Annotated in this window: 17 protein-coding genes; 12 read left to right on the top strand and 5 right to left on the bottom strand. The window is 62.4% G+C overall.

What is annotated here, in order from left to right; all coding sequences use genetic code 11:
* Positions 1 to 57: 57 nt before the first annotated feature.
* The 6 genes from nuoM (at position 58) to ACB034_RS01520 (ending at position 7,373) form a co-directional block, all read left to right on the top strand.
* Positions 58 to 1,596, top strand: coding sequence for an NADH-quinone oxidoreductase subunit M (gene nuoM / locus ACB034_RS01545; protein ID WP_042069687.1), 1,539 nt, complete (start codon positions 58 to 60; stop codon positions 1,594 to 1,596).
* On the top strand, positions 1,593 to 3,056 hold the full coding sequence (gene nuoN, locus ACB034_RS01540; RefSeq protein WP_371171895.1) for an NADH-quinone oxidoreductase subunit NuoN: 1,464 nt from the start codon (positions 1,593 to 1,595) through the stop codon (positions 3,054 to 3,056). Before nuoM ends, nuoN begins: the two co-directional genes overlap by 4 nt.
* Before the next feature lie 208 nt (positions 3,057 to 3,264).
* Positions 3,265 to 4,398, top strand: coding sequence for an FIST signal transduction protein (locus tag ACB034_RS01535; protein WP_371172064.1), 1,134 nt, complete (start codon positions 3,265 to 3,267; stop codon positions 4,396 to 4,398).
* The gene (locus tag ACB034_RS01530) at positions 4,395 to 5,837 is read left to right on the top strand and encodes an HD domain-containing phosphohydrolase (protein ID WP_371171894.1); all 1,443 of its coding nucleotides are present in this window, start codon (positions 4,395 to 4,397) and stop codon (positions 5,835 to 5,837) included. Before ACB034_RS01535 ends, ACB034_RS01530 begins: the two co-directional genes overlap by 4 nt.
* 1 nt (position 5,838) lies before the next feature.
* Positions 5,839 to 6,582, top strand: coding sequence for a PAS domain-containing protein (locus tag ACB034_RS01525; RefSeq protein WP_371171893.1), 744 nt, complete (start codon positions 5,839 to 5,841; stop codon positions 6,580 to 6,582).
* A 2-nt stretch (positions 6,583 to 6,584) separates the two neighbouring features.
* Positions 6,585 to 7,373, top strand: a complete 789-nt coding sequence (locus tag ACB034_RS01520) for an HD-GYP domain-containing protein (RefSeq protein WP_371171892.1) — start codon at positions 6,585 to 6,587, stop codon at positions 7,371 to 7,373.
* A 46-nt stretch (positions 7,374 to 7,419) separates the two neighbouring features.
* Here the strand turns inward: ACB034_RS01520 and ACB034_RS01515 are convergent, their stop codons facing one another.
* From ACB034_RS01515 to ACB034_RS01500, 4 genes are all read right to left on the bottom strand, one after another.
* On the bottom strand, positions 7,420 to 9,312 hold the full coding sequence (locus tag ACB034_RS01515; RefSeq protein ID WP_042026540.1) for a DEAD/DEAH box helicase: 1,893 nt from the start codon (positions 9,310 to 9,312) through the stop codon (positions 7,420 to 7,422).
* A gap of 180 nt (positions 9,313 to 9,492) precedes the next feature.
* Complete coding sequence (locus tag ACB034_RS01510; protein ID WP_371171891.1) at positions 9,493 to 9,954, bottom strand: hotdog fold thioesterase; 462 nt, start codon at positions 9,952 to 9,954, stop codon at positions 9,493 to 9,495.
* A gap of 89 nt (positions 9,955 to 10,043) precedes the next feature.
* Positions 10,044 to 10,532: a hypothetical protein gene (locus ACB034_RS01505; RefSeq protein ID WP_371171890.1), complete on the bottom strand. Its 489-nt coding sequence runs from the start codon at positions 10,530 to 10,532 to the stop codon at positions 10,044 to 10,046.
* The gene (locus ACB034_RS01500) at positions 10,532 to 13,603 is read right to left on the bottom strand and encodes an FAD-binding and (Fe-S)-binding domain-containing protein (protein WP_371171889.1); all 3,072 of its coding nucleotides are present in this window, start codon (positions 13,601 to 13,603) and stop codon (positions 10,532 to 10,534) included. Before ACB034_RS01500 ends, ACB034_RS01505 begins: the two co-directional genes overlap by 1 nt.
* Before the next feature lie 168 nt (positions 13,604 to 13,771).
* Between ACB034_RS01500 and ACB034_RS01495 the strand changes: the two genes are divergently transcribed.
* From ACB034_RS01495 to ACB034_RS01485, 3 genes are all read left to right on the top strand, one after another.
* Positions 13,772 to 14,698: a cation diffusion facilitator family transporter gene (locus ACB034_RS01495; RefSeq protein WP_371171888.1), complete on the top strand. Its 927-nt coding sequence runs from the start codon at positions 13,772 to 13,774 to the stop codon at positions 14,696 to 14,698.
* Positions 14,699 to 14,984: 286 nt separating this feature from the next.
* Positions 14,985 to 16,520, top strand: coding sequence for a TerC family protein (locus tag ACB034_RS01490; protein ID WP_371171887.1), 1,536 nt, complete (start codon positions 14,985 to 14,987; stop codon positions 16,518 to 16,520).
* A gap of 165 nt (positions 16,521 to 16,685) precedes the next feature.
* Complete coding sequence (locus ACB034_RS01485) at positions 16,686 to 17,801, top strand: alkene reductase (RefSeq protein ID WP_371171886.1); 1,116 nt, start codon at positions 16,686 to 16,688, stop codon at positions 17,799 to 17,801.
* Between the two features lie 123 nt (positions 17,802 to 17,924).
* Here the strand turns inward: ACB034_RS01485 and ACB034_RS01480 are convergent, their stop codons facing one another.
* Positions 17,925 to 18,959: an adenosine deaminase gene (locus tag ACB034_RS01480; protein WP_371171885.1), complete on the bottom strand. Its 1,035-nt coding sequence runs from the start codon at positions 18,957 to 18,959 to the stop codon at positions 17,925 to 17,927.
* A gap of 186 nt (positions 18,960 to 19,145) precedes the next feature.
* On the opposite strand from ACB034_RS01480, the gene ACB034_RS01475 reads away from it, so the two are divergent.
* The 3 genes from ACB034_RS01475 to ACB034_RS01465 all read left to right on the top strand — a co-directional run bounded on the left by ACB034_RS01475 (position 19,146) and on the right by ACB034_RS01465 (position 22,007).
* Positions 19,146 to 19,895 carry an HAD-IIA family hydrolase gene (locus ACB034_RS01475; protein WP_026456419.1) on the top strand — a complete coding sequence of 250 codons (750 nt, stop codon included), beginning with the start codon at positions 19,146 to 19,148 and terminating at the stop codon, positions 19,893 to 19,895.
* Between the two features lie 55 nt (positions 19,896 to 19,950).
* Positions 19,951 to 21,555, top strand: a complete 1,605-nt coding sequence (locus ACB034_RS01470) for a cation:proton antiporter family protein (RefSeq protein WP_026456418.1) — start codon at positions 19,951 to 19,953, stop codon at positions 21,553 to 21,555.
* 86 nt (positions 21,556 to 21,641) lie between these two features.
* Positions 21,642 to 22,007 (top strand): cupin domain-containing protein, encoded by a 366-nt coding sequence (locus ACB034_RS01465; RefSeq protein WP_371171884.1) that lies wholly within the window; start codon positions 21,642 to 21,644, stop codon positions 22,005 to 22,007.
* Positions 22,008 to 22,190: the final 183 nt, after the last annotated feature.

The raw sequence follows: 22,190 nt of genomic DNA, 5'->3' as shown, positions 1-22,190 counted from the left end.
CCTCCCCGATGGAACGGGGGACGCAACCTCATATGAACTTGAACGAGAGCTGATACCGTGACCTTACTCTGGATCTTGTTAATTCCCTTTATCGGCGGCGTGATCTGCTGGCAGATGGAGCGCCTCGGCGAGCAGTTCGTCCGCTGGGTGGCCTTGCTCTCCATGGGTGCCAGCCTGCTGCTCGCCTGCGCCATCTGGCTCGGGGGGGATTTCTCCCTCGCCACCACGGCGCTCGACAGTGGCACCACTCTCGCCCCCGCCTGGGCCGCCGAGTGGCGCCTGCCCTGGATCCCCCGCTTCGGCATCTCGCTGCACCTGGCGGTGGATGGCTTGTCGCTGCTGATGGTGATCCTCACCTGCTTCATCGGGGTGCTGGCCATCCTCTGCTCCTGGAAGGAGATAGTGCAGCGCATCGGCTTCTTTCACCTCAACCTGCTCTGGATCCTGGGGGGCGTGCTCGGGGTCTTCATGGCGCTGGACCTGTTCCTCTTCTTCTTCTTCTGGGAGATGATGCTGGTCCCCATGTACTTCCTGATCGCGCTCTGGGGTCACTCGGTCACCGACGGCAAGTCGCGGATCAACGCCGCCACCAAGTTCTTCATCTACACCCAGGCGAGCGGCCTCATCATGCTGGTGGCCATCATAGGTCTGGTACTGACCCACCAGCACGCCACCGGCGTCTTCACCTTCAACTATCTGGAGTTGCTCAATACCCCGATGAGCAAGAGCGTCCAGTGGCTGCTGATGCTGGGCTTTTTCATCGCCTTCGCGGTCAAGATGCCGCTGGTGCCGCTGCACGGCTGGTTGCCGGATGCCCACAGCCAGGCGCCGACCGCGGGTTCCGTGGATCTCGCGGGGATCCTGCTCAAAACCGCCGCCTACGGCCTGCTGCGCTTCGCCCTGCCCCTGTTCCCCGAGGCCTCGGCCGAGTTTGCCCCCTACGCCATGGTGCTGGGCCTTGTCGGTATCATTTACGGCGCCGTGGTGGCGTTTGCCCAGACCGACATCAAGCGGCTGGTGGCCTACACCAGCATCTCCCACATGGGCTTTGTGATGATCGCCATCTATTCCGGCAGCGAGCTGGCCCTGCAGGGGGCCGTGGTACAGATGATCGCCCACGGGCTTTCTGCCGCCGGCCTCTTCATCCTGTGCGGCCAGCTCTACGAGCGGCTGCACACCCGGGATCTGCGCCAGATGGGCGGTCTGTGGGGACGGCTGCGCTACCTGCCCGGCGTCATGCTGTTCTTCTCGGTGGCCTCGCTCGGGATGCCGGGCACCGGCAACTTCGTCGGCGAGTTCCTCATTCTTATCGGTAGCTTCCAGGTCGCCCCCGTCATCACCGCCGTGGCCACCTTCGGCCTGGTGCTGGCTTCGGTCTACTCCCTCATCATGCTGCAGCGCGCCTGCTTCGGCCCTGCCAGAAACGAGGGCGTGCTCAGGGGGCTCGATAGCCGCGAGCTGACCATGATGCTCACCATCGCAGGCCTCCTGGTACTGCTTGGCCTCTATCCCCAACCCGTGCTCGATACCGCCAGCAGCAGCCTTATCAACGTGCTGCACTGGTATCTGCTGCCGACCGCAGGAGCCTTGCAATGACGTTCACCGCTTCCCAACTGCTGGCCCTGCTGCCCCTGCTGCTGACCACAGGGGCCATGGCGGCCCTGATGCTGGCCATCGCCTGGCGCCGCTGTATCACCACCGCCTATATGGTCACCATCGTCGGCCTCAACCTGGCGCTTTTTTCGCTACCCATCGTGATGGCGCAGGGCGATCAGGGGGTCACTCCGCTGTTGCAGGTAGACAGCTACGCCGTCTTCTATATGGGGCTGGTGCTGGTCGGCGCCCTGGCCACTTGCACCTTCGGCCAATCCTGGCTGAAAGCCTACCCGGACAACCGGGAGGAGTTCTTCCTGCTGCTGCTCATCGCCACCGCCGGTGGCCTGGTGCTGGCCTGCTCCCGCCATCTGGCGTCGCTCTTCATCGGGATCGAGATGCTGACCCTGCCGATGTTCGGGCTGGTGGGCTATGCCTATCGCGAGCGCCATTCGCTGGAGGCCAGCATCAAGTACATGGTGCTCTCCGCCGCCGCCACCGCCTTCCTGCTGTTCGGCATGGCGCTGCTCTACGCCCAGGCGGGCAGCCTGAGCTTTAGCGATCTCGGCCTGACTCTGGCCCAGAGCCCGGCGCACCATCCTTTGCTGATGGGCGGCCTTGGCCTGATGCTGGTGGGCTTTGCGTTCAAGCTCTCCCTGGCCCCCTTCCACCTCTGGACCCCGGATGTCTATGAAGGGGCGCCGGCCCCGGTTGCCACCTTCCTGGCCACCGTGAGCAAGGTGGCGGTGTTTGCCGTGCTGCTGCGCTTCTACCTGGCGGTGCCGGCAGCGGCCGACCCCATGATCCACTGGCTGCTGGCGGCCATGGCGGTCATCTCCATCCTCATCGGCAACCTGCTGGCGCTGGTGCAGACCAACCTCAAACGGATGCTGGGTTACTCCTCCATCTCCCACTTCGGCTATCTGCTGGCGGTGATCGTCGCGAGCCGTATCGGCCAGATGCCGGTGGAGGCTGCTGGCGTCTACCTGCTGATGTATCTGTTCACCAGCCTGGGGGCCTTCGGGGTGGTGAGCATGATGTCGAGCCCCTATCGCGGCAAGGATGCGGACTCCCTGCACAGCTATCGCGGCCTGTTCTGGCATCGCCCCTACCTGACCGCGGTGCTGACCGTGATGATGCTGTCGCTCGCGGGCATCCCCATGACCCTCGGCTTCATCGGCAAGTTCTACCTCATCGGTGTTACGGTGGAGGCCCGGCTCTGGTGGCTCTCCGGCACCATAGTGCTCGGCAGCGCCCTGGGGCTTTTTTACTACCTCAAGGTGATGGTGACCCTCTATCTGCGCGAACCCGGCATGCAGCAGCGCGATGCCAGCGCCGACTGGGCTCTCTCCTCCGGCGGCGTGGTGGTCTTGCTCTCCGCCGTCCTGGTACTGCTGCTGGGGCTCTATCCCCAGCCGGTCATCAGCCTGGTGCAGGGCTTTCAGCAGGTGGTGTTGCAGTAATCCTTCCCCCTCAAACCGGCAGCCCGGGCTGCCGGTTTTCTCTTCCCGCACCTTGTCCCGCTTCGCACGACCTTGCTTGTTTATGCCAGGCAACTGCCCTGCCGCTTTCTTATTCCTGTCATTTTTTCTACTGATATTAATGAGATAGATATCACCTGCCGGTTCTGCTATTGATATGGTTATAAGTGTCTGGAATGGAGTTCAGATGATGAAGCAACAGTATGTTGATCAATTCAGCCCGACAGCACTGACCGCGCTACTGGCCTCCTATCAGGGAACGACGCTCACCCTCTTGCTGGCCGAACAGGATCGGGAGCAGGTCCCTCTCCTGCAGACGCTATGCAATCGCTTCAGCATTACCCTGGATGGCGCCATCTTTCCCCAGCTGCTCGGCCGGCAGGGCTTGCTCTCCCGGGGCGCCTGGCTGCTGCCCCGCCCACAGCCTTATCACTGCGCTCTGGTTCCCCTTGCCCCCCGGGCCGATGCCGAACAGATAGCCCAAGGGATAGCAGAAGCGGTGGAAGCCATGCTGGCCATCTGGTCCGCCGCCACGCCGCCAACCCTGTTTCTCACCTTCGATTGCATGATCCCCAACATCGCCTCGGCCCTGGAGGCGCTCTACCTGCGTCTCGCCAACCGGGTCAACTATGCGGGGGTCAATGCCGGCAGTGGCCAGTTTCAATCCATCCCCTGCCTGTTTGACAACCACAACCAGATCGCAGGCGGGGTCACCTGCGCCCTGCTGCCCTGTGACAGCTTTCCCTTTCTCGAGCATGGTTACCAGCTTTCGGCCCAGCCCATGCTGGCCACCAGCAGCGAAAACAACAAGGTGGCCTTCATCGACTGGCAACCAGCCTTTGGCAAGTACCAAAGCCTCATCGAACAGCATTTTCAGCACACCCTGCAGCCTGAAGAGCTCTATCAGTTTGCCGTGCACATACCCCTTGGCCTGCTCAGGGCCAATGACGATGTGATCGTCAGGATCCCGGTGGGGGTAACGCAGGAGGGGGCACTGCTTTGCACCGGCGAGGTACCGGATCACAGCATACTGACCCTGCTAAGAGCGCCAGAGAGCACGAGCGAACATGCCACCGCACTGGCCACTCGCCTCGCCCGTCAGCAAAATCTGACACCGGCGCACCTGCTGGAGGTCTACTACTGCGCGGGAAGACAGCTTCACTTCGGGGAACAGAGCGCCGCTGAGCTGGCGACCCTGCTAAGCGCCTCGGGGGCTGGCGAGCTGGCCGGGGCCCTCTCCCTTGGCGAGATTGGCAACGTGCGCCGCGGGGATTACCCCCAGTTCCATAACGGCGCCATTTTGTGCAACGGGGTGCGATTATGAACCAGGATCATGCCATGGCCATCGTCTGTGATCTGGCGCTCTGCATCGGTCGCGAAGTGACGCTGGATGCCCTGCTCACCAAGGTGCTGCAGCGCTTCATGTACCACTGTGGTACTCCGGTCGGCATGGTGTTGGAGCATGATGAGGTGGGTTACCGGCTGCTCAAGGTGATCGGCGATGATGCCCTGAACCGGCAGTGCGGCAGTTCCCTGCCGCTGCCCTCATGGCTAGACGAGGGAGACGAATGCATCCTGCCACACCCGCTCCCGCTGCCTGGCCGGCGCGTTTACCATCATGTTTATCGCCTCAAGGTGGAGGGAGGATATCTCATCCTGCTGCTCTCGTTGCAGCAGGAGCCCGCCCACGCCATCTGCCAGCTGTTCAACCCCGTGCTCGGCAACCTGGCGCGCGCCATCCAGCTTTGCAAGGACAGCGAACAGCTCGCCCTGCGCCAGCAGGCCGAGCTGCAGGATCTTCAGCACTTCAATCAATCCCTGCTCAAGGCGATCCCCATTCCGGTCTTCTATCAGGATGTCGAGGGGCACTTTCTTGGCTGCAACCCGGCCTTCAGCCAGCTGAGCGGCATCAGCAAGAGCGACCTGCTGGGTCAGCGGGCCGAGGATCTGCTGCCCAAAAACCTGACCAGAGCCTATCTCGCCAAGGATGCCGAGCTGCTGCGAAACCGCCAGCCCCAGCGCATCGAGCTGAAGTTGCCCAATGTTCACGGCCGCTACTACGAAATGATCTGCTTCAAGGATCTCTTCTATGACCATCAGGGGACGATCGCTGGCATGATAGGAGCCCTGGTGGACATCACCCTTCTCAAGGAGAGCGAACAGCACCAGCGTGACCTGCTGTTTCAGACCATTTCCGCCCTCTCCAGCGCCATCACCCACAAGGAGCGCAACAGTGCGGGGCACGAGCTCAGGGTGCACGACCTGGCGCTGGCCATCGGCCAGGCGATGCAGCTCTCCCAAGACAGGCTCGACGGACTGGGACTCGCGGCCATGGTGCACAACATCGGCCTGCTGCAGATACCGAGCGAGCTTATCACCCGTCCCCGTGAACTCAGACCCGTGGAGTTCGCCCTCATCAAGCAGCATCCCCAGGCCGGGTACGAGATCCTCAAGCAGATCGATTTTCCCTGGCCGATCGCCACCATAGTGTTGCAGCATCACGAGAATCTGGACGGCAGCGGCTACCCCAACGGGCTCACGGAGAGCGCCATCTGCCTCGAGGCCAGGATCATCCGGGTAGCCGACTCCCTGATGGCCATGACGGCCCATCGCCCGTTTCGGCGCGCCATGCCACTGAGTGATGCCTTTGCCGAACTCACCCGTTATGCCGGTATCCATTACGACGAGAGCGTGGTCAATGTCTGCCTCTCGCTCTGGCAATCCGGCTATGGCTTCACCCCACAGATGGACAAGGCAGGATAGTATGAGCGACATCCTGATCCCCACGCCGGCCCTGGCCGCACTGCAGGCCCCGGGTTCCGTCAAGCTGCTGATCCAGTTGATGGATCAGCTGCCATACCGGATCCTGCTCAAGGATATCCATTTCACCTATCTGGTCTGCAACCGCCTGCTGGCCAGCGATCTCGGCCTGCCGGTCGAGCAGATCACCGGCAAGCACGACGAGGACTTCTTCCCGCCGGAGCTGGTGCAGCGCTATCGGGAGAATGACATCCGGGTCATGACCCAGCAGGTCAATCATCACGCCGAAGAGCCCTACCTCAAGGGCAGCGAGTCCCGCTGGCTCAGTACCACCAAGTTTCCCCTCTATGATGACGAGGGAACCGTGGTCGGCGTCGGGGTTTTCTTTGAAGACATTACCGAGCAAAAAGAGCAGCAACTGAAGCTGCAGCAGCTCAGCTGGACCCAGCAGGCCATCAGCCGTGCCCACCACGGCCTGCTCAAGCCGGGAGATACGCATCTGTTGCTGCAGGATCTCTGCGACGCCATCACCTTCGATGGCCGCTTCCCGCTGGTAGCCGTGTTGCAAGCCGCGCCGACCCCGGGTCAACCTCCTCTCGTGCTGGCCCGTGCCGGTTATGCCGAAACACTGGAACAATCGCTCTGGCTGCAGGATGAGCCTCTGGCTCTGGCAATCCGTGAGCAGCGGCGCCTCAACTGCCCGACGACGAACCCGCCCTCCTGCGTGCTCGCCTGCTGGTACCGCTGATCTTGCAACAGGATTTGGCCGGCGCCCTGGTCATCCACAGTGATCAGGCCAGGCTTTTTAGCCGGGAAGAAGAGGAGCTCTTCATCCAGCTGACCGACTATCTCGCCTATGGTCTGCAGGCCCGCCATACCCAGCAGGCCTACCAGAGCTCCCAGCAGGAGAAGATATTGCACGCCCGCCAGCTGGAGCTGGCACTGGAAGATGCCCTGGGCGCCATCGCCGCCGTGCTGGAGCAGCGGGATCCCTACACCGCAGGCCACCAGAAACATGTGGCCAAGCTGGCCCACGCCATCGGCCGGGAGCTGAAGCTGGAAGAGAAGCAGCTGCGCGGCATCTATCTGGGGGCCATGGTGCACGATATAGGCAAGATCCAGGTCCCCGCCGAGATCCTCACCAAACCGGGCCGCCTCACCCAGCTTGAGTTCGAGCTGGTCAAGGAACACCCGGCGATCGGCTATCAGGTGCTCAAGGACATCGCCTTTCCCTGGCCCATCGCCCGGATGATCCACCAGCATCACGAGTACCTCGACGGTTCCGGCTACCCGCAGGGGCTCAAGGGCAACGAGATCCTGCTGGAGGCACGCATCCTCACGGTCGCCGACATAGTGGAGTCCATGTCCTCGGATCGCCCCTATCGTGCCTCTCTCGGCATCCCCCAGGCCAGAGAACAGATCATCCAGATGCGCGGCACCCAGCTCGATGCCGAGGTGGTCGATGCCTGTTTGCGGATCCTGGATCGCGGCGACTTCGTCCCCTTGCAACTGGGCAACCCCGCCATTGCAAACGGATAAAAAAAGGCCGCTCGATGAGCGGCCTTTTTGATGGTCAATTCAGGGATCAGCTGTCGCGGCGTTTGCCACCGAACTTGCGCTTGTCAAAGCCGCCTTCACGACGGTCTTTGTTGAACGGGCGGTCACCCTGCGGACGGCGATCCTTGTTGAAAGGACGGTCGCCACGGAACGGACGATCACCGCGCGGCGGGCGGCCACCGGTGTTGCCGCCGGCAGGCACTTCGGTGTAGCGGGTGATCTGCAGCGGACGCTGGCAGACACGGGCCTTCTTGATCACTTCCAGCACCTCGGCGCTCATGCCCTTGGGCAGATCGACGGTGGAGAAGTCATCGGCGATATCGATGTTGCCGATGAAGCGGCTCTCGATGTTCGCTTCGTTGGCGATGGCACCGACGATCTGGCCCGGCTTGACGCCGTGGTGGGCACCCACGTCAACGCGATAGCGCTCCATCTCCACGTCCGGGTTGTCTTTGAGCGGACGCGGCTCGAGAGACGGCATGCGACGGGCAGGACGATCGCCACGGTCGTGGAAATCGCGGCCACCGAAGTCACGGCCACCGTCACGACGGTCGAAACCACCGCGATCGTTGTTGCTGAACAGCGGATCCGGCACGGATTCATCCAGCAGCAGCGGCTGATCACCCTGTACCAGCTTGGCCAGGGCCGCAGCCAGCTCCAGCGGATCGGCAGAATCTTCTTCGATCAGCTCGTTCACCAGGGTGTGGTAGATCTCGAGCTCTTCACCCATCATGGTTTCGCGGATACGCTCCTTGAACTTGGCCAGACGGTGCTGGTTGATGTCCTCGGTGCTCGGCATCTTCATCGGCTCGATGGCCTGACGGGTAGCGTGCTCGATGGCGCGCAGCATGCGGCGCTCGCGCGGTGCCACAAACAGGATGGCCTCGCCCTTGCGACCGGCACGGCCGGTACGGCCGATACGGTGAACGTAGGATTCGGTGTCATACGGAATGTCGTAGTTCACCACGTGGGTGATGCGCTCGACGTCCAGACCGCGGGCGACCACGTCGGTGGCGATCAGGATGTCCAGCTGGCCCTGGCGCAGCTTGTCGACGGTACGCTCACGCAGCTTCTGCGGGATGTCGCCGTGCAGGGCTTCACAGGCGTGACCACGGGCGGCCAGCTTGCTCGCCAGCTCTTCGGCGGCATTCTTGGTACGCACGAACACCAGCAGGGCTTCGTAGGATTCGACTTCCAGCAGACGGGTCATGGCGTCCAGCTTGTGCAGACCGGTCACCTGCCAGTAGCGCTGGCGGATGGTGGTCGCGGTGGCAGTCTTGGACGCGATCTTGATCTCTTTGGGCTGCTTCAGGTGCTTCTGAGCCACACGACGGATCTGCTCCGGCATGGTGGCGGAGAAGAGGGCAACCTGACGACCGGCCGGGCACTGATCCATGATCCAGTCCACGTCGTCGATAAAGCCCATGCGCAGCATTTCATCGGCTTCGTCCAGCACCAGAGCTTTCAGGCCGGAGAGATCCAGGTTCTTGCGACGGATCAGATCCATTACGCGGCCCGGGGTACCCACGACAACCTGGGCACCGCGACGCAGGGCGCGGGTCTGGGTTTCGTAAGAGGAACCACCGTAGATGGGCAGCACATGGAAGTCCGGCATGTGGTGAGCGTAGCGTTGGCACGCTTCGGCTACCTGCAGGGCCAGTTCACGAGTCGGCGCCAGCACCAGGATCTGGGTGTTGCGGTTACCGGCTTCCAGACGTGACAACAGAGGCAAGGCAAAAGCAGCGGTCTTCCCTGTACCGGTTTGTGCCTGCCCCAGCAGATCGTGCCCAGCCATCAGGTGGGGAATTGCTGCGGCCTGGATGGGAGACGGGCGCTCGTAGCCCACGTCCTGGAGCGCTTTCAATACGGGCGCGGCCAGTCCAAGCTCACTAAAAAGGGGCAGTTGTTCGGTATCAGACATAGATTCTTCCAGATTAAGGCAGGCGGCTAACACCGCGGAATAGCAAAAAGGCGGCGATTATAGCGCCACTTTGTTCTGCTGTCTTGAAAAATGTGATAAGCCTCTCAAGACGTTGGCAATTATAGAGGGAACTGACGAGTATGGCTTGCTTATTTTGCACTCATGGTGCGTTATTGCAGATCACGCTTCGCCGGAGTCCTTGCTCCGCTTGTGCTTGAGCACCGCCATGGTGAGCCGGCTGGTGCACAGCAAACGTCCCCGTTCATCCCGAATTTCAATCTGCCACACCTGGGTGGTCGCCCCCAGATGCAGCGGCGAGCAGCGCCCTGTCACCACCCCTTCCCGCTTGGCGCGCAGATGGTTGGCATTGACCTCCAGTCCCACGCAGTAGCTGTCTGGCCCCACCGCCATGTTGGCCGCGAGCGAACCCAGCGTCTCCGACAACACTACGGAGGCGCCGCCGTGCAGCATGCCAAGGGGCTGATGGGTGCGGTGATCCACCGGCATGGTGGCCTCCAGCCAGTCGGGACCAAAGGCGGTGTAGACGATATCGAGGTGGGCCATCAGGGTATTGCGGGAGGTGGCATTGAGCCCCTCGAGGCTCATGGATTTACGCCAGATGGGGGTCGTCTCTTGACTCATGAGAACAGGACTCCTTGTGATTCATTGCAGCGAAGAAAAACGCCCCAGACCGAACGACCCGGGGCAACAAAACAGAAAAAACGCCTCGCTCACCAGGGATAGGTGACGCCGGGCCACTCGGACCAGGGTATCTCCCGCCCCGGCAGGCGGGGATGCTGCCAGCGCCACACCTGCGCCAACCAGTCGCGCAGCTCGGCCTCCAGCTCGGCATCGCTCAGGGGCGCCTCGGCAACCTTCCAGAAGAAGAGCTCCACCTCCACCTCCGGCAGCACCGAGGGATAGAGGTAGACCCCGCCCCAGAACTCGGGCTCCCTGTCCGGGCTCCAGAGGCCATAGGCAAAGGAGCGCTTGGCCAGAAACTCCGACTGCTGCCACTCCAGGTCACCTTCGTGCTGGCTCAGGCTGAAGTTGGCCGAGGGCCAGGCATCATTTGGCCGAAACAGCTGATGGAGCTGCTCCCGCTCGCGCAAGATGGCGACGAACTCCACCGCCGCCTGACCCAGGGTCGCGGGCAGCAGCAGAAACCGGGGCGTCCGGTAGGCTTTGGGCACCCGGAACCGTTTGGGATAACGCAGCATCAGAGCAGTTCCAGCAAAGCCTGCAGCGGATGCCTGAGCTTCTCGCCCTCCATCCGCTTGACCTGACTGCGGCACGAATAACCGGTGGCAAGGCAGCGCCCTTGCGGCAGACGCGCCAACGGCTCGGCCCAGCTCAAGGCGTAGATGCCTTTGGAGTTCTCCACCTGTCTGACATCGTGGCCATAGGTGCCGGCCATGCCACAGCAGCCCACCGAGACCGGCTGCAGGGTAGCGCCAAAGCGCTTGAACAGGGCGCTCCAGTCACCGTGGGTGGAGGGCTTGGCGGTCTTCTCGGTACAGTGGGCGAACAGATACCAGGGCTCGGCATCACTCCCCTCACCCGCATTCCCCCCGCCAGCAGGCAGCTTGTCAGCCGGCAACGAGAGCAGCCACTCCTGGGGCAGCATCACCTGAAACTCGCCGCGTGCCGGCCCCAAGGCCTTGGCATACTCGTCGCGATAGCAGAGCACCATGGCCGGATCCACCCCCACCATGGGAATGCCGAGGGCCGCCACCTTGTTGAGGAACTGGGCGCTGCTTGCCGCGGTACGGGCAAAGCCGCGCAGGAACCCCTTGACGTGCTGGGGCTTGCCGTTGGGCTTGAAGGGCAGCAGATAGGGCTGGTAGCCGAGCTTGCCGGCGAGCTTGACCAGATCCCGCACCAGGGGGGCTTCGTAATAGCTGGTGAAGGGATCCTGCACGATCAGCACCACCTTCTGGCGCTGCTCGGCGCTCATGGCTTCGAGGCCGGGCAAGTCGAAATAACGGGCCCGGTTGTCCCGCAGCTCGTCGGCCAGGGTCGGCACGCTCACCAGCGGCACGTCCACCATGCCAATGCTCTTCTCGGTCGCCTTCTGGACCCACTCCTTTTCCAGGAAGAAGTTGACCAGCTTGGGCGCCCTGGCAAGCCAGGGGGTGTAGCTCTCGACCGTACCGATGATGTAATCCTTGGTACTGCGCAGATAGCGTCCGTGATAGAGCTGCATAAAGCGGGAGCGGAAGGTGGGCACATCCACCTTGATGGGGCACTGGCTGGTGCACGCCTTGCACGCCAGGCACCCCTCCATCGCCTCCATCACCTCGTGGGAGAAGTCGTACTCCCCCCTGTGTTTGCCCCAGCTGTTGCGTACCTTGTCCACCAGCTGCTTGAAGCGCACGCCGCCCGATTGCAGCGCTACCTCTTCGGCCAGCGGATCGAAACCCTGCTCCGCCAGCTGACGAAGCCATTCGCGCATCAGGCCGGCGCGCCCCTTGGGGGAGTGGCGCCGGTCGCGGCTGATCTTGACCGAGGGGCACATGGGGGAATCGGTCTCGAAGGTGAAGCAGAGGCCATTGCCGTTGCAATCGAGGGCCCGGGTGTAGCTTTCCCGCACCGCCACCGGGATCTGGCGGTCGAACTTGCCGCGCTTGGGCCCGTCAACCGACACCAGCTCGGCACCGCTGCCATAAGGCATGCAGATCTTGCCCGGGTTGATGCGGTTCTGGGGATCGAAGGCCCCCTTGACCCGCTGCAGCTCCTCCCACAGCTCGCCAAAGAAGGCGGGGCTGTATTCGGAGCGAAAACCCTTGCCATGTTCACCCCACATCAGGCCGCCATATTTGGCAGTGAGCGCCACTACCTGATCCGAGATGCGTCGCAGCAATACCTCCTGCTCCGGATCGCACAAGTCCAGCGCCGGACGCACATGCAAGACACCGGCATCCACGTGGCCGAACATGCCGTAGTCGAGGCCATGGGCATCGAGCAGGGCGCGAAACTCCATGATGAAATCGGCCAGGGATTCCGGCGGCACGGCGGTGTCTTCGGTAAAGGCCACCGGCTTCTTGCGCCCCTCGGCGTTACCGAGCAGCCCCACCGATTTTTTGCGCATGGCATAGATGGTCTCGATGCTCGGCAGGTGATCGCACACCTGATAGCCGATGACCCCGGCCTCTCCCCTCGCCAGCAGGCCATCGATGCGGCGGCACAGCTCGGCCACCTTGGCCTGGTGCTCGGCCTCGTCGGTGTCGGCAAACTCGACGATGTTGAGCCCCTGCAGATCCTTGCCGGGCACATCCTGAATGAGTTCCTTCACCGAATGCCAGATGATGTCGGCGCGGGCCAGCCCCAGCACCCGGGAGTCCACCGTCTCCACCGACAGGGCCTGCGCCTGTACCATAAAGGGGGCATTGCGCAGGGCGGACGGGAAGCTGTCGTACTTGACGTTGACGAGCGTCCGGTAGCGCGGAATGGGGGTGATGTTGAGTTTGGCCTCGGTGATGAAGCCAAGAGAGCCTTCAGAGCCGCACAGCACCCGGCTCACGTCCAGAGTGTCGGTATCCGGCTGATAGAGATGCTTGAGATCGTAACCGGTCAAAAAGCGGTTGAGCTTGGGGAAGGTGGTCTCGATGTCGGCGCGCCGTTCGCGGCCGATGCGATAGAGGGTGCGATAGATATCCCCTTCGCGATTCTCAAGGGCCAACTTGGCTTCAAGACGCGAGCCGCTCAGCGGCTCGGTGGCCATGATGTCACCATTCTCCAGCACGGCTTTGAGGCCGAGCACGTGATCCGAGGTCTTGCCGTAGACCAGCGACCCCTGCCCGGAGGCGTCGGTGTTGACCATGCCGCCTAAGGTGGCGCGGTTGGAAGTGGAGAGATCCGGCGAGAAGAAGTAGCCGTGGGGTTTGAGATAGGCGTTGAGCTGATCCTTTACCACCCCGGCCTGGGCCCGTACCCACCCCTCTTCCAGATTAATTTCCATGATCTGGTTCATATGGCGCGAGAGATCGACGATAATGCCGCCGCCCAATGACTGGCCATTGGTGCCGGTGCCGCCGCCGCGAGGAAAGAAACTCAGGGTGGCAAACTCCGGCGCACCGGCCAGCTTGAGCATCGCCGCTATGTCATCCGCACTGCGCGGATAGAGAACCGCTTGAGGTACGACCTGATAGACGCTGTTGTCCGTCGCCATCGCCAACCGGCTTGCATAAGACTTTTCGATATCGCCACGGAATGCGCTGCGCCCCAATGAGTCAAGGAACTGCAGGGTTGTGGCTGACAAACTGTCCTGGTAATCGAGTCTCGGGATCATGAATCCTTGTTCCCTTTATTTGCTTGATGCCGGAACTCCGGCGACAACGACTGGCCCACTGCCTCTCTGGGCACTCCGGACCAGTCCGCTCACATGTGAGCGGGCAGTATATCAGCTCAAAAATCCCTTGCGCGGGCAAAATATTCACCATTTGAAAGGAGGATTGTTATGGCTCACCACAGCCATGTTATCAGTACGCTGGTCACTACAGAGAAACAGGCCCTGACCCTGTCGCTGTTCGGCTGCATCTCGTTTGCGCTGTTCGGCATCGGTTACGGCCTCTTCGTCGGCTCCAACGCCATCATGCTCGATGGCATCTTCACCCTGTTCAGTATGGGGATGACGGGCCTGGGACTCGTCACTGCCTATCTCGTTACCCGCCCCTCCGATGAGCGCTTCCAGTACGGCTATGCCCACTTCGAGCCCATCACCAACGTCATCAACGGCGTCATCATTCTGCTGCTTTGTCTCGGGGCCCTCTACAGCGGCATCACCACCCTGCTTGAGGGAGGACGGGAGATCGATCTCGGCCACGCCCTCATCTATGCCGCCGTCTCCACCTTCTTCTGCGCCATCATCTACCTCATCGAGGCCGACGTGGCCGAGCGGGTCGACTCCGAGCTGGTGCGGGTGGACTCCAAGGAGTGGCTGGTGGATACCCTGCTCAGCGCTACCCTGCTCATCGGCTTCGTGGTAGCCATCGGCCTCGATGCCATCGGCTACGGCCACTACAACCGCTACATAGACCCGCTGCTGGTCTCGCTGCTGGCCCTGTGTGCCACCCTCATCCCCATCAAGGTGCTCGGTCGCAACCTGCGGGAAGTATTGAAAATCGCCCCAAGGGGGGATGTCTCACAGCGCGTCGCCCGGGAGGTGGACGCCCTGCGCCAGCGCTATGGCGTCGAGTGCTACAGCCACCTGGCGAAAAGCGGCCGCCGCTTCGATCTCGAACTCAACATTCTGGTGGCGCCGGATCAGGAGTGGCCCGTCGAGCGTCAGGATGCCCTGCGCCAGGAGCTCTGGTCCCGCCTCGGCGATACCCTGGGGGACGCCTGGCTGTCGGTCTGTTTCACCCGCGAGAAGCGCTGGTTGTAACCGCCGCCTGGGGGAGGCGGCCCGTCGCTTCCCCCGTGTCATCACATCTTCATGCACTCCCTCTTGCCAAAACGGCGCCAGCCGTTATCATCAGGGCTCACTTTTAACCCGAGGTTTTATTGCCCATCATGGACATTCCCCGAAGTCGTCCTTCGTTTACTCCCGTCAAACTCTCTCTTTACCTGCTTCACCCGCGCCTCTGAATAACGTCATTGCCTTGCTGTCACCACGGCCCCACTTGCCGTGTCCACCGTTCGTGCTGTCTGTTTTTTATTGAGGTCATAACATGGAATTTCTGCTGGATCCTCACATCTGGATCGGTCTCTTTACCCTGATCGTTCTGGAAATCGTGCTGGGGATAGACAACCTGGTCTTCATCGCCATCCTGGTGAAAAAACTGCCCCCCGCCCAGCGGGACAAGGCCCGCGTCATCGGTCTGTCGCTGGCGCTGATGATGCGTCTGGGGCTCTTGAGCGTCATGTCCTGGCTGGTCACCCTGACCACCCCCATCCTGCATATCTGGGATCACCCCTTCTCCGGTCGGGATCTCATCCTGATGGGGGGCGGCCTGTTCTTGCTGTTCAAGGCCACCTCCGAGCTCCATGAACGGCTGGAGGCCAAGCCGCAGGAGGATGGTCCGGTCGGCGCCTACGCCAGCTTCGGCGTGGTGATCGCCCAGATCCTGGTGCTGGATGCGGTCTTCTCCCTGGACTCCATCATCACAGCCGTCGGCATGGTGGACGAACTGTGGGTGATGATGGCCGCCGTGACCATCGCCATGGTGGTGATGGTGCTCGCCTCCAAACCGCTGACCCGCTTCGTCAACGCCCACCCGACCGTGGTGGTGCTCTGTCTGAGCTTCCTCTTGATGATCGGCTTCAGCCTGGTGGCAGAAGGGTTCGGATTCCACATTCCGAAGGGCTACCTCTATGCGGCCATCGGCTTCTCTGTGCTGATCGAGTTCTTCAACCAGCTGGCCCAGCGCAGCGCCCGTCGCCACGAGGCCAAACTGCCCCTGCGCGAGCGCACCACTGCCGCCATCTTCAAGTTGATGGGCAGCAAGGCCTATCAGGAGACACCGGATGACGACGAGGATGCCGCCCCCGCAGCGCCGGTGAGCTTTGGCGAGGAGGAGCGCTACATGGTGACCGGTGTGCTGTCGCTGGCCGAGCGCTCTATCCGCACCATCATGACCCCACGCTCGGACGTGGCCTGGATCGACATCAACGACTCGGCGGACGATATCCGTGCCCAGCTGCAACAGGAGCCCCACAGCCTGTTCCCCCTCTGTGACGGGGATCTGGACGAGGTGATCGGGGTGGTGAAGGCGCGAGATCTGCTGTTTGCCCTCAACGAAGGGCAGCCCCTGAGCGAGCTGGCCAAGCAGAACGACCCCATTATCGTGCCCCAGACCATCAACGTGATCCGTCTGCTGGCGGAGCTGCGCCAGGCCCGCGGCAGCCTCATTCTGGTGGCCGACGAGTTTGGCATCATTCAGGGTCTGGTCACCACCCACGATCTGCTGGAGGCCATCGTTGGCGAGCTGCCGGACGAAGACGAAACCCCGGACATGGTGCGCGATGGCGAGGGCTGGCTCATCAACGGCAGCACCAACATCCACCATGTGGAACAGGTGCTGGAACACGAAGGGCTGGTGAGCGAGAGCGACGAATACGTGACCCTTGCGGGCATGCTGCTCTCCCACTTCGGCACCCTGCCCGCCCCGGGTCAGCAGGTGCAGCTGCAGCAGCTCTGCTTCGAGGTGATCGAGGTGAGCGAGCGGCGCATCGAGCGGGTACGGGTGACGCCTGCCGCAATCTGATCTTCACACTGTCAACGAGAGGGCCTGCGGGCCCTCTTTTTTATGTCCGGGCGCAGAAAGCCCCGAATTGCTGCACTGAGCGCAATTCAATGGTGCAATCCCCCCTCTTTTTCACAACAAACCTGCGCAGTAGAGTGGCCCCACTTCCACCATGAGGAACTCAAGATGAGCCAGGATCACCTGTTCTGCCCGCTGCGCCTCGGCCAGCTGCACCTTAACAACCGCATCGTCATGCCCCCCATGACTCGCTCGCGCGCCAGCCAGCCCGGTGACGTGGCCAACGCCATGATGGCCACCTACTATGCCCAGCGCGCCAGTGCCGGCCTCATCATCAGCGAGGGCACGCAAGTCGATCCCATGGGCAAGGGTTACGCCTGGACACCGGGGATCCACAGCGCCGAGCAGGTCGCCGGCTGGCGGCTGGTGACCGATGCCGTGCACGCCAGGGGGGGCACCATGTTCGCCCAGCTCTGGCATGTGGGCCGGGTTACTCATCCGGACAACATAGGCGGCGCCCAGCCCCTCTCTTCATCGGCCATCAAGGCTGAAGGGGTCAAGGTGTTCGTCGATAACGGCAGCGATACCCCCGGTTTCGTCGAGACGGTCACCCCGCGCGCCATGACCCGGGAAGACATAGCAACGGTGATCGAGCAGTTCCGCCAGGCGGCCCGCAACGCCATGCTGGCGGGCTTTGATGGCATCGAGCTGCACGCCGCCAACGGCTACCTCATCAACCAGTTCCTCGACTCCGAGTCCAATGCCCGCACCGACCAGTACGGCAGCTCGCTGGAAAATCGGCTGCGTTTCCTCAAGGAGGTGACCGAGGCGGTCGGCCGCGAGATTGGCATAGCGCGGGTCGGGGTGCGCCTTGCGCCCCTCACCACCCTCAACGGCACTGTGGATGCCAACCCGCAGGAGACCTATCTGGCCGCAGCCAGGATGCTGGGTGAGCTCGGCATCGTCTACCTGCACATCGCCGAGGCGGACTGGGACGATGCCCCCTTGATGGCGGAGAGCTTCAAGCAGGGGCTGCGGGACGCCTTCCCCAACACCCTCATCTACGCCGGCAAATACGATGGCGCGCGGGCGCGGGCCGCCCTTGAGGCGGGCTGGGCCGACATGATTGGCTTTGGCCGCCCCTTCGTGGCCAACCCCGACTTGCCCGAGCGGCTGCGCCGCGGCTATCCCCTTGCCCCCCACGATCCCGCCACCCTGTTTGGCGGCGGCGAACATGGGCTGACCGATTATCCCGTCTATGGCAAGGAGAACGTCCCAGCCTGATCCCCAACAATGGGTCAGCCGCACTCCCCGCCAATAAACCGTCCACCAATAAAAAGACCCGCCAGCGATGGCGGGTCTTTTTCTCTGGGTTCGATGTGCTGCGCGCCAGGCGGGGGGACGCGCTTAGCTCAGGCTCACCCCATGACTGGCAGCGTGGCTGCGAATATCCCGGGTCAGGCGCGCCTTGTCGGCCAGGCTCAGCCAGCTCGCCTCCACGGCGTTCAGCGACAAGCGGCCAAGCTGGCTCGCCGTGGCCCCCAGCTCGTCCGCCAGCGCCTGGAAGTTGGCGTTCATGTAGCCACCGAAATAGGCGGGATCGTCCGAGTTGATGGTGACGCAGAGTCCCTGCTCCAGCAGCCGCAGCACATTGTGGTGGGCCATCTGGTCAAACACCTTGAGCCGGGTGTTGGAGAGGGGGCAGACGGTCAGCGGCAACCGGGTATCGGCCAGATAGCGCAGCAGCTCGGAATCGTCCGCCGCGCGTACCCCGTGATCGATGCGACACACCTCAAGCTCCCTGATGGCCTGCCAGATGTACTCCGCCGGCCCCTCTTCGCCTGCGTGGGCCACTACCGGCAACCCCAGCTCGCGGCAACGCGCATACACCCGGGCAAACTTGCCGGGCGGGTTGCCCTTCTCCCCCGAATCGAGCCCGATGCCGTGAATGCGCGACAGGAAGGGCTCGGCCTCGCGCAAGGTGGCGAAGGCTTCCTCTTCGCTCAGGTGACGCAAGAAGCTCATGACCAGGCGCCAGCTAATCCCGAACGTCTTTTCGCCGGCCTGCAGCGCCCGCTCAATCCCTCCCAGCGCGGTGGCAAAGGGGATGCCGCGGGCGGTGTGGGTTTGCGGGTCGAAGAAGATCTCCACGTGCCTCACCTTGTCGGTGGCACAGTGCTCGAGATAGGCCCAGGTGAGGTCGAAGAAATCCTGCTCGGTCACCAGTACGCTGGCGCCACAGTAGTAGAGGTCGAGGAAGGATTGCAGGCAGTCGAACTCGTAGGCGGCACGCAGGCTCGCCACGTCGGGCCAGGGTAGCGCCACCCCGTTGCGCCCGGCCAGTTCAAACATCAGCTCGGGTTCGAGGGTGCCCTCGATGTGGAGGTGCAGCTCCAGTTTGGGCAGATCGGCAATAAAGTTGCTGGCAGCAAGGTTATCCATGTCGGTCACTCCATCAGCACGTTGAGTCCGGAGTCTGCCTCTCCACCAAGCTGACCCCCTGGTTGTTTTATTGTGCACCCAAGTTACGCGACGGGGGAGACATGTCATCAAACAGACTTATAATGGCGTCACAAAAATCATAATTGATTGAACATATTAGGTTCTGCGCCCCGACAAGGAGTTTTCATGAAGAAGAACGTCATCTGTGACATCGACGGTGTCATCCTGCACAACAACGACCTCATCCCCGGCGCCGATCGCTTCGTTCATCGCCTGCTGGAGCAGGGCAGCAAGCTGCTGTTCCTCACCAACTACCCGGCCCAGACCCAGAAAGATCTGCAAAATCGCTTCCGCTCCGCCGGGATCGAGGTGCCGGAAGAGTGCTTCTACACCTCCGCCATGGGGACCGCCGACTTTCTCAAGCGCCAGGATGGCAAGAAGGCCTATGTGATCGGCGAAGGGGCCCTGACCCACGAACTCTACAAGGCCGGTTTCACCATCACCGACATCGACCCCGACTTCGTGGTGGTGGGCGAGACCCGCAACTACAACTGGACCATGATGCAGCAGGGTGCCAAGTTCGTGGATCAGGGAGCCCGCTTCATCGCCACCAACCCGGATACCCACGGCCCCCTGATGCACCCGGCCTGTGGCGCCCTGTGCGCCCCCATCGAGCGGATGACCGGCAAGAAGCCGTTTTACGTGGGCAAGCCGAGCGCTTGGATCATCCGTGCGGCGCTCAACCGGATGGAGGCCCACTCCGACAACACCCTCATCATCGGCGACAACCTGCGCACCGATATTCTGGCGGGCTTCCAGGCCGGCCTCGAGACCGTGCTGGTACTCTCCGGGGTGAGCAAGGTGGCGGATATCGACCGCATGCCGTTTCGGCCGAACCACATCTTCGACTCCGTGGTCGACATCGATATCGTCTAACCCCCAACCAAGGATATGAAGAGGGCAGGCCTGCCCTGCCCTCGCTGGAACTGACATGGAACCAATTCTTATCGCCGTGGCTTTTGGTTGCGGCATGCTGGTCAACCTCATCGGGTTGCCTCCCCTGCTCGGCTTTCTCGCCGCCGGCTTCATCCTCAACGGCATGGGCTATGAAAATACCCCGGCCCTGAGCGAAGTGGCCGATCTCGGGGTGACCCTGCTGCTCTTCACCATCGGCCTCAAGCTCAACGTCAAGACCCTGATGCGGCGCGACGTTTGGGGCACCACCAGCGTGCACCTGCTGCTCTCCACCCTGCTCTTTACCGTGGTGCTGCTGGTCTGCAAGGGGCTGGGGCTGGAACTCGCCCTGTCGCTCAACTGGCAGCTCGCGATCCTGCTTGGCTTCGCCCTCTCGTTTTCCAGCACCGTGTTTGCGGTCAAGGTGCTGGAGGAGCGCAGCGACATGAACGCCCTCTATGCCCGCCTCGCCATCGGGGTACTGGTCATGCAGGATGTGTTCGCGGTGGCATTTCTGGCGTTTTCCAGCGGCAAGTGGCCCAGCATCTGGGCCCTCTGGGTGCTCGGGTTGCCGCTGCTGCGCCCCCTGCTGTTCAAGCTGCTGGAACGGGCCGGTCACGGCGAGCTGCAGGTCTTGTTCGGCGTCTTCCTGGCGCTGGTGGTGGGGGCCGCCGGCTTTGAGGTGGTGGGGCTCAAGCCCGACCTTGGGGCCCTCATCATCGGCATGATGCTGGCCTCCCACCCGGCGGCGGCGGGGCTGGCCAAGGCGCTGTTCAACCTCAAAGACCTCTTTCTCATCTGCTTCTTCCTGACCATAGGCCTCAACGGCCTGCCGACCCACGACACCATGCTGCTGGCCCTGGTGCTGGTGCTGGCCTTGCCCCTCAAGAGCGCCCTCTATTATCTGGTCTACAGCGGCGCCCACCTGAGGGTGCGCACCGTGCTCCTCTCCACCCTGGCGCTTAGCAACTTCTCGGAGTTCGGTCTCATCGTCGCGGCCATCGCCGCCAAGGCGGGCTGGCTCTCCCACGAGTGGCTGGTCGCCGTCTCCCTGGCACTCGCCGCCAGCTTCATGATCTCCGCCCCCCTCAACAGCCAGAGCGAGCGGATCTATCACAAACTCGGCGGCTGGCTGAAGGGGCTGCAGGCAAGCAACCTGCACCCCGAAGACAGACCCATCGAGCTGGGCGATGCCGAGGTGATCATCCTCGGCATGGGACGCATTGGTCAGGGGGCCTACTTCGAGCTGGAGAACAAGTACGGCAACGTCATCCTGGGGGTGGAAAACGACAGCGAGAAGCTGCCGACCCTCCGCGCCCAGGGGATGAACGTCATCGAGGGGGATGCCACCGATACCGACTTCTGGGACAAGGTGCTGCTCTCCAACCAGGTCAATCTGGTGCTGCTGGCCATGCCCCACCACTCGGGCAACCTCTACGCCATCGAGAAGCTGCGCAGCCACGGCTTTACCGGCAAGATTGCCGCCATCGTACGCTTTGAAGATGACATCGCCTCCCTCACGGAACAGGGGGTGGATGCGGTATTCAACGTCTACAACGAAGCGGGCAGCGGCTTTGCCCGCCACGTGATCCATCGCCTGCAACCCCTGTCAGATCTTGGCAAGGATGCACGCTTCGTTTAACGTAAGCGCAACTCCGTTTAATAAAACAAACAACCGCGGGGCCTGGATGGCCCCGTTTTCAATGCTCCCACAGACAAGGATGCCCCATGAAGACTCTCAACGACTGGGTACTGCTCGATCGCAACGACCCTGCCCCCACCCCGCTGATGCCTGCCCCCGAGCGCATTAGCGCCGGCAACCCGCGCCAGATTGTGTGGAACCACTACTCCGATGCCAGCCAGCAGTTTCACGTGGGATTCTGGTCCTGCGAGCCCGGGCGCTGGGCCGTGCACTACACAGAGCACGAGTATTGCCAGTTGCTGGAGGGCGAGGTGGTGATCCACGACAGTGAGGGGGGCCAGCTTGCCCTCAAGCCCGGCGATCAGTTCGTCATCCCCGCCGGCTTTGTCGGGCAGTGGGAGACCCTCACCCCCTGTCGCAAGGTCTATGTGATCTTCGAACCCGCCGCCTGACGTTCACGTCAACCTCATCTCCTTTTCCCGGCGACCGGACGGGTCGCCGCACTGCCCCACCGGCTTGACGCTTACGGCATGATTTTCTGCGGTTTTCCCGCTTGCAAAAGGGTTTTCCGCTAGGCATTGTGATTGGCGAGGAATGTAAATGGAATTTCGAGCCCAAACGTGGGGGGCTCATAT

The sequence above is a fragment of the Aeromonas sp. S18(2024) genome, from assembly GCF_041402525.1.
In the GTDB taxonomy this organism is placed as follows: domain Bacteria; phylum Pseudomonadota; class Gammaproteobacteria; order Enterobacterales; family Aeromonadaceae; genus Aeromonas; species Aeromonas enteropelogenes.
Note: the sequence above shows the minus strand (reverse complement) of the source record. Positions and strands in the feature narration are given on the sequence as shown.